This is a genomic window from uncultured Caulobacter sp., from assembly GCF_947036865.1.
In the GTDB taxonomy this organism is placed as follows: domain Bacteria; phylum Pseudomonadota; class Alphaproteobacteria; order Caulobacterales; family Caulobacteraceae; genus Caulobacter.
The window spans coordinates 275,460-282,040 of record NZ_CAMQSF010000002.1 but is presented as its reverse complement, the minus strand read 5'-3'; the positions used below and the strand labels follow the sequence as shown (position 1 = coordinate 282,040).

The following is a 6,581-nucleotide window of genomic DNA, read 5'->3' as shown; positions in this document are numbered from 1 at the left end:
AACGGCCGGCGGCGGGGGCGGGGTCGGAACTTGCGCGGCGGCGGCGCCGGCGGCCAGGGCGGTGACGGCGGCGCCCGCGAGCGCCAGGCGGAGAATGGATTTACGCATGGTGTGAGCTCCCTGTCGTATGAGGAGCCAAAGCTTGGCCATCGCCATATGGCGCGAAAATGTCCGCTTTCATGAACAATGTTACATGTTTGAGGCCCGCGCGAAGCGTGACCGCGCTTGCGCGCCGGGTCCCACGCGCTATGTCAGCTGACAGTTCCGGGATTTCGTCGTTCTAAACGGCGCTTGGCTCGCCAGGCGTCCCCCCGGCTTGTCTGATCTTTGCCGGGAGTTCGCATGAAGTTGCTCGCTTTTCTCGCCCTGGCCCTGGCGGGGGTCTGCTGGGGGATGGGCTTTCCGACCGGTAAGCTGATCCTGACGGAGACCGACGCCGCCCATATGGTGCTGCTGCGGTTCGTGGTCGCCGGCGTGGTCGCCGCGCCCTTCGCCCTGCGCCGGGCCGAGGTCCGGGCGCTCTTCAGATCGCCGGCGGTGCTGTTGACGGGCGTGCTCTACGGCGTGGCCTTCATGGTTCAGTTCGAGGGCCTGGCCCATGTCAGCGTCACGGTCGCGGCGCTGCTGGTCGGCGCGATGCCGGCCCTGATCGCGGTCAGCGCCCGGGTGCTCGGCGAGAAGGTCACGCCCCTGTCGTGGGCCGGGGTGGCGGCGGCGACCCTGGGCGCGGCCTGCATCGCGGGTAAGCCGGACGGCGCCAGCTCGCCTTACGGCGTCGCGCTGTCGATCGGATCGCTGTTTCTGTTCCTGGCCTGGCTGCTGGCCCTGCGCAAGGTCCCGCCGGCGCCCAATCCGATCGCCATTCCCGCGGTCTCGATCATCGTCGCGGCCCTGACGATCCTGCCGATCGCCTTCGCCGTGCACGGTCCGCCGAAGCTGACTCTCAGCGCCCCAGTCTGGATCGCCGTCGTCGCCCAGGGCGTGCTGGCGACGCTGGTGGCCACGGCGGCCTGGCAGTTCGGCGCCGCCAGGGTGGGGGCGGCCAGCGCCGGGGTGTTCATCAATATCGAGCCCCTGATCGGCGCGACCTGCGGGGTCCTGTTGTTCGGCGACCGCCTGACCGCCTTCCTGCTGGCGGGCGGCGCGCTGATCATCGGCGGCAGCCTGCTGGTCGTGCGCGGCGAGCGCCACGCCGAACCCGGCGCGGTGCAAGCGACGGCGGCGCCGACGCCTTAGAGCGGGTTCGCCGAAGGTGTGAGCCGTTTCAGCGGCTAGCACGCTCTAAAGGTTTGAAATCGAGCCTATTTATCTGGCTCTAGTCCAGGGCGTTGCGGCAGGCCGCGCCCATGGCCAGCGGCGACAGGGCGACCGCTCCGGCGCAATAGGCCAGCAGCAGCATCAGGCCACCGGTCCAGGGCAAGCCCGCCGAGAACCCGTCCAGCGCGCCCGCCCCGAAGATCACCGGCGGCGCGAACAGCGGCAGGACGATCACCGCGACCAGCAGGCCGCCGCGCTTGCCGCCCAGGGCCAGGGCCGCGCCGAGACCGCCGAGAAAGGCGAAGGCCAGGCCGCCGGCCAGGGCGCACAGCACCAGCAGCGGCATGACCTTGAGGTCCGCGCCCAACATCAGCGCCGCGACCGGCGCGGCCAGGGCCAGCGGCGCGCCCGTGGCCAGCCATTGGGCCAGGCACTTGGCCACGGCCACGGCCTCCAGCGGCGCGGGGCCGAGCGCCAGGAGGTCCAGGGTCCCGTCCTCGTAGTCGCGCTCGAACAATCGCTCCAGCGACAGCAGCGCCGCCAGAGCCAGGGCCAGCCAGGCGATCCCCGGGGCGATCGCCGCCAGGCGCTCGGGCGCGCGGCCCGAGGCCATCGGCAGCAGCACCACGACGCAGGCATAGAAGGTCAGGGCCAGCAGCGGGCCGCCGCCCCGGCCCCAGGCCAGGGCCAGTTCCCGCCGCAGCAGAACGCCGAACGCCTTCATGCGCCCACCTCCCCGCCGATGGGCACGCTGCGGGCCTCGATCGGCAGCGGGTCGTGCACGGAGGCCAGGATCATGCCGCCGCCGGCGACGTGTTCTGCCATCACGGCGCCGAACGCCGCGCGCTGGCCGGCGTCGAGCGGCGCCATCGGCTCGTCCAGCAGCCAGAGCGAGCGCGGGCTGGCGACCAGACGGGCCAGGGCGAGGCGGCGGCGCTGGCCGGCCGACAGGCGGCGGACCTCCAGGTCCAGCAGCCGGCCCAGATCGAAGCGCTTGGCCGCCTCGCGCGCGCTCGCCTCCGAACCGCCGGTCCACAGGGTCTGAAAGCGCAGCTCCTCCCAGGCGGTGCGGCTCGACTTGAGCCCGTCCTGGTGTCCGAGCAGGTGAAGGTGCTCGGCTCGGGCGGTCTCGGCCTCGAGCGGTCCGGCCTCGCCCTCGAAGGCGATCGCGCCGTCGGCGGGGCGCAGCAGGCCCGCGACGGATCGCAGCAGGCTGGTCTTGCCGGCGCCGTTGCGGCCCACCAGGGTCGCCGCCTCGCCGGCCCGCAAGGTCAGGGTCAGGCCCGAAAACAGTCGGCGTTCGCCCCGGGTGATCGCCAGGCCTTCGATGAGAACGGCTCTCAACATGTCAAGACCCCGCGCGCGACATGGACGTTACGCGGCGGCGGCGCTAAGAAGCGGCCGGTCGCCCCCCTCCAGTCGTTCAGGGTGGTACGCGGCGCGGAGGCGGAACCTGTGTGTCCCCTTCGATCTGCGCGTGATCCCGGGAGTGGTTTTCGGGCGGCCGTGGACAGAGAAGGATCCTTTGAAATGGCGTCAATCGACAGCCTGAAAGCCCGCCGCGAACTGCAGGTCGGCGGCAAGTCTTATGTCTATTACAGCCTTCGCGCCGCCGAGGAAGCCGGTCTGACCGGAACCTCGTCGCTGCCGGTCTCGATGAAGGTGCTTCTGGAGAACCTGCTGCGCAACGAGGACGGCGTCTCGGTCGCCGAGGACGACCTGAAGGCCGTGGCCGCGTGGCTGAACAACAAGGGCGCGGTCGAGCACGAGATCAGCTTCCGCCCCGCGCGCGTGCTGATGCAGGACTTCACCGGCGTTCCGGCCGTCGTCGACCTGGCCGCCATGCGCGACGCGATGGTGGCCCTGGGCGCCGACCCGGCCAAGATCAACCCGCTGAACCCGGTCGATCTCGTGATCGACCACTCGGTGATGGTCGACAACTTCGGCAATCCCAAGGCCTATGACGACAACGTCAAGCGCGAGTACGAGCGCAATATCGAGCGCTATCGCTTCCTGCGCTGGGGCTCGTCGGCCTTCAACAACTTCCGCGTCGTGCCGCCCGGCACCGGCATCTGCCACCAGGTGAACCTGGAATATCTGGCCCAGACCGTCTGGACCAACACCGTCGACGGCGCCGAGGTGGCCTATCCCGACACCGTCGTCGGCACCGACAGCCACACGACCATGGTCAACGGCCTGGCCGTCCTCGGCTGGGGCGTGGGCGGCATCGAGGCCGAGGCCGCGATGCTGGGCCAGCCGATCCCGATGCTGATTCCGGAAGTCATCGGCTTCAAGCTGACCGGCGCCCTGCCGGAAGGCGCGACGGCCACCGACCTGGTGCTCACCGTCACCCAGATGCTGCGCAAGAAGGGCGTGGTCGGCAAGTTCGTCGAATTCTACGGCGACGCCCTGGCTAACCTGACCCTGGAAGACCAGGCGACGATCGCCAACATGGCGCCGGAATACGGCGCCACCTGCGGCTTCTTCCCGATCTCGGCCTCGACCATCGCCTATCTGAAGGGCACCGGCCGCACGCCGGAACGCGTCGCCCTGGTCGAAGCCTACGCCAAGGAGCAGGGACTGTGGTGGGAGCCCGGCGTCGCCGAGCCGACCTTCACCGACACCCTGGAACTCGACCTGTCGACGGTCCAGCCGTCGCTGGCCGGCCCCAAGCGCCCGCAGGACCGCGTGCTGCTGTCGGACGCCGCCGCCAAGTTCGCCGAGTCGCTGGCCGGCGAGTTCGGCAAGGCCGAGAATCCGGAGCTGCGCGCGCCGGTCGAGGGTGAGAACTTCGACGTCGGTCACGGCGACGTGGTCATCGCGGCCATCACCTCGTGCACCAACACCTCCAACCCCTCGGTGCTGATCGCCGCCGGCCTGCTGGCCAAGAACGCGGTCGCCAAGGGCCTGAAGGTCAAGCCGTGGGTGAAGACCTCGCTGGCCCCCGGCTCGCAGGTGGTCACCGACTACCTGGCCAAGGCCGGCCTGACCAAGTCGCTGGACGCCCTGGGCTTCAACCTGGTGGGCTACGGCTGCACCACCTGCATCGGCAATTCGGGTCCGCTGCCGGAAGCCATCAGCAAGACGATCAACGACAACGACCTGGTCGCCTGCTCGGTGCTCTCGGGCAACCGCAACTTCGAAGGCCGGGTGAACCCGGACGTGCGCGCCAACTACCTGGCCTCGCCGCCGCTGGTGGTGGCCTACGCCCTGGCCGGCTCGATGAAGATCGATCTGGCCACCCAGCCGATCGGCCAGGACAAGAAGGGCAACGACGTCTTCCTGAAGGACATCTGGCCTTCGAACGAGGACATCGCCGCCCTGCAGCGCAAGGCCATCAACGAGAAGATGTTCGCCACCCGCTATGGCGACGTCTTCAAGGGCGACAAGAACTGGCAGGGCATCAAGGTGACCGGCGGCCAGACCTACGCCTGGGAAGCCGACTCGACCTACGTCCAGAACCCGCCGTACTTCCCCAACATGTCGATGACGCCGGCCCCGGTGACCGACATCGTCGAAGCCCGGATCCTGGCCGTGTTCGGCGACTCGATCACCACCGACCACATCAGCCCGGCCGGTTCGATCAAGACCAGCAGCCCGGCCGGCAAGTTCCTGATCGACCACGGCGTCGAGCCGGTGGACTTCAACGGCTATGGCGCGCGTCGCGGCAACCACCAGGTGATGATGCGCGGCACCTTCGCCAACATCCGCATCCGCAACAAGATCACCCCGGACATCGAAGGCGGCGTGACCAAGCACTTCCCGACCGGCGAAGTGATGTCGATCTACGACGCGGCGATGAAGTACCAAGCCGAGGGTCGTCCGGCGGTCGTCTTCGGCGGCAAGGAATACGGCACCGGTTCGTCGCGCGACTGGGCCGCCAAGGGCACCAAGCTCTTGGGCGTCCGCGCGGTGATCTGCGAGAGCTTCGAGCGCATCCACCGCTCGAACCTGGTCGGCATGGGCGTGCTGCCGCTGCAGTTCGTCCAGGACGGCTGGCAGAAGCTGGAGCTGACCGGCGAGGAGATCGTCTCGATCCGCGGCCTCACGGACCTCGCCCCGCGCAAGCAGCTGATCGTCGAGCTCTATCGCCCGACCGACGGCCGCATCGCCCGCTTCCCGGTGCGTTGCCGCATCGACACCCCGACCGAGCTTGAATACTTCAAGAACGGCGGCGTGCTGAACTACGTGCTGCGCAACCTGGCCAAGGCCGACTAGGCGCGTCTCGAAAGCGACCGGAAACAGCGGCCGGCCTCCTCGCGGGGCCGGCCGTTTTTCTTGGGACGTGGCGGTGACAACGATGTCCGCGCCGGTTCTCCCCACATGACGTCGCTATTCACGGCCTCGTGAACGGATATCTACGGCGTTCTTGGCTTAAGTGCGCTCGATGCGTAAGGCCGCCCTTCCCCCGTTGTGTCTGGCCCTGACCGGCGCCGCCATTGCCCTGTCGTGGGCGCCCGCCGCGTGGGCCGCCAAGCCGCCGGTAGTGGTCGAGCTGTTCACGGCCCAGGGCTGCTCGTCGTGCGGCAAGGCCAACCAGCTGGCGGCCGATCTGGCCCAGCGCGACGGCGTGCTGGCCCTGACCTATTCGGTCGACTACTGGGACTATCTCGGCTGGAAGGACACCTTCGCCAAGCCGGCCTTCGCCGAGCGCCAACGCGCCTACGCCAAAAAGTTCGCCCTGCGCGACGTGCCGACGCCCCAGATGGTGGTCGGCGGCCGCGTCCAGGCGTCCGGCGCCAAGGCCGAGGCGGTCGAGGACCTCGTCAAGTCGGCCGAGCGGGCGCCGGCCAAGACTCTGGACATGCGTTTCGTGGGCAAGGCGCGCGTGGCGGTCGGCTCGGGTCCCGCGCCGCGCGGCGGGGCCGACGTCTGGCTGGTCCGCTATGACCCCCATCAGCAGGACATCGCCGTCAAGCGCGGCGACAACAAGGGCCAGACCCTGGTCCACCGCAACGTCGTTCGCGAGCTCGTCAGGCTGGGTCCCTGGGCCGGACGGCCCAAGCTCTATCGCCTGCCCGAGGGAGGGGACGCCGATCTCGAGACGGTGGTGCTGGTGCAGGGCGCCAAGGGCGGCCGCATCCTCGGGGTGCTCGAAGCCGCGGCTCACGGCAGGACCGCCGACCACTGATCGCTCTATAGCCACGAACGGGAAAACCCGCGCGACCGGAGGGGATGGGTCGCGCGGGTTCCTTGACGTGTCGGCGAGAAGCGCTCGGTGGGGGCGGGCGGGGGGGGCTGACAGAAGCCCGATCCGCTCTTCGTCGACGCTTTCCTTATCGCGGCCGACACGGGCGACGGCGGGACCAAACCAAGGTCGTTTC

At 69.4% G+C, this 6,581-nt stretch carries 5 protein-coding genes; 3 read left to right on the top strand and 2 right to left on the bottom strand.

What is annotated here, in order from left to right; genetic code table 11:
* Nucleotides 1–342: 342 nt before the first annotated feature.
* Nucleotides 343–1,236: a DMT family transporter gene (locus tag Q0V34_RS03420; protein WP_297507722.1), complete on the top strand. Its 894-nt coding sequence runs from the start codon at nt 343–345 to the stop codon at nt 1,234–1,236.
* Nucleotides 1,237–1,315: 79 nt separating this feature from the next.
* Here Q0V34_RS03420 and ccmB read toward each other — a convergent pair whose 3' ends face one another.
* Nucleotides 1,316–1,981, bottom strand: a complete 666-nt coding sequence (gene ccmB / locus Q0V34_RS03415; RefSeq protein ID WP_056053821.1) for a heme exporter protein CcmB — start codon at nt 1,979–1,981, stop codon at nt 1,316–1,318.
* Nucleotides 1,978–2,604, bottom strand: coding sequence for a heme ABC exporter ATP-binding protein CcmA (gene ccmA / locus Q0V34_RS03410; protein WP_297507715.1), 627 nt, complete (start codon nt 2,602–2,604; stop codon nt 1,978–1,980). Before ccmA ends, ccmB begins: the two co-directional genes overlap by 4 nt.
* A 183-nt stretch (nt 2,605–2,787) precedes the next feature.
* On the opposite strand from ccmA, the gene acnA reads away from it, so the two are divergent.
* Nucleotides 2,788–5,475, top strand: a complete 2,688-nt coding sequence (gene acnA / locus Q0V34_RS03405; protein ID WP_297507712.1) for an aconitate hydratase AcnA — start codon at nt 2,788–2,790, stop codon at nt 5,473–5,475.
* Between the two features lie 169 nt (nt 5,476–5,644).
* Nucleotides 5,645–6,388, top strand: coding sequence for a thioredoxin family protein (locus Q0V34_RS03400; protein ID WP_297507709.1), 744 nt, complete (start codon nt 5,645–5,647; stop codon nt 6,386–6,388).
* The last annotated feature ends 193 nt before the right edge of the window (nt 6,389–6,581 follow it).

Bases quoted from the DNA above. Each gene is read 5' to 3' on its own strand.
- Q0V34_RS03420 (WP_297507722.1), top strand. From the start codon at position 343: ATGAAGTTGCTCGCTTTTCTCGCCCTGGCCCTGGCGGGGGTCTGCTGG.
- ccmB (WP_056053821.1), bottom strand. From the start codon at position 1,981: ATGAAGGCGTTCGGCGTTCTGCTGCGGCGGGAACTGGCCCTGGCCTGG.
- ccmA (WP_297507715.1), bottom strand. From the start codon at position 2,604: ATGTTGAGAGCCGTTCTCATCGAAGGCCTGGCGATCACCCGGGGCGAA.
- acnA (WP_297507712.1), top strand. From the start codon at position 2,788: ATGGCGTCAATCGACAGCCTGAAAGCCCGCCGCGAACTGCAGGTCGGC.
- Q0V34_RS03400 (WP_297507709.1), top strand. From the start codon at position 5,645: ATGCGTAAGGCCGCCCTTCCCCCGTTGTGTCTGGCCCTGACCGGCGCC.